At 64.8% G+C, this 941-nt stretch carries 2 protein-coding genes and 1 pseudogene; 1 reads left to right on the forward strand and 2 read right to left on the reverse strand.

All coding sequences use genetic code 11. The features are described from left to right. On the reverse strand, positions 1 to 99 hold a 99-nt coding region (locus HYE82_RS39415; RefSeq protein WP_369009814.1), incomplete at its 3' end, for a transposase. 22 nt (positions 100 to 121) lie between these two features. Here HYE82_RS39415 and HYE82_RS36805 point away from each other — a divergent pair. Then, a pseudogene (locus HYE82_RS36805) lies at positions 122 to 529 on the forward strand (ATP-binding protein); the annotation flags it as partial. A 64-nt stretch (positions 530 to 593) separates the two neighbouring features. Here HYE82_RS36805 and HYE82_RS39175 read toward each other — a convergent pair. Continuing rightward, positions 594 to 941, reverse strand: a 348-nt coding sequence (locus HYE82_RS39175) for a hypothetical protein (RefSeq protein ID WP_306439698.1), incomplete at its 5' end; no start/stop codon positions are given.

Here is a 941-nt window from a genome sequence, read left to right on the forward strand (position 1 = left end):
CCGGTGATCACGCCACGGACGCCCACGCCCGTCCATGCGCGGCAGCAAGGGCTCTATCCGCTCCCACGCCGCATCCGTCAACTCGCCTCGACCTGCCACAAGATCAATTATCAGACAGGCCTTAGGAACCGAGGCCGCGATGGCCGGCTACCGGGTCAAGTACGTGCTGGCGACCAAGCTGGTCAACGAGCTCGTCGAGGCCGCCGACGAGAAGCAGCTCTCCAAGACGATCGCCCGCTACGGCCGCGTCGACCTGCTCTGCATCGACGAACTCGGCTACATGGAACTCGACCGCCACGGCGCCGAACTCCTCTTCCAGGTCCTGACCGAACGCGAGGAGAAGAACAGCGTCGCCATCGCCTCAAACGAGTCCTTCGGCGGCTGGACCAAGACCTTCACCGACCCCCGCCTCTGCGCGGCCATCGTCGACCGCCTCACCTTCAACGGCACCATCATCGAAACCGGCACCGACTCCTACCGCCTCGCCAGCACCCGCGCCCGCGCTGAGGAGGCGGCCAAGGCTGGCTGATCCCCGCCGCTACCTGAGCCGTCGGCCCCGCCGCCTGGAGGGCGGCGGGGCCGACGGTCGGACGTCACGACTCATCGATCAGTCCGAAGTCCTGCGGGAAGGCCTCAAGAAACTCCCGCCGCGCGGGCTCTGCCTCTGCCTCAGCCATCTCTCCAAGCACATCGAGCAGGTCACGCCGTTGATCACTCGACAACTGCTTCAGCACCGCAGCCACACCCTCCAGAGCCTTCACCGCGTCATCGAGATCCATTTGATCGTCGTCCGCGCCGTCGATGAACCACGTCATTGGGCTTGATCCGCTTTGACGGACATCAGTGATCAGGGGCTTCGGTCCCGGAAGGATGATGTCCATCATGGAGAGCATGGGGAAGAAGAAGCCTCGCCCTCGCCGCTCGTTCACGTCGGAGTTCAA

Source organism: Streptomyces sp. BR123, assembly GCF_013401435.1.
Classification (GTDB): domain Bacteria; phylum Actinomycetota; class Actinomycetes; order Streptomycetales; family Streptomycetaceae; genus Streptomyces.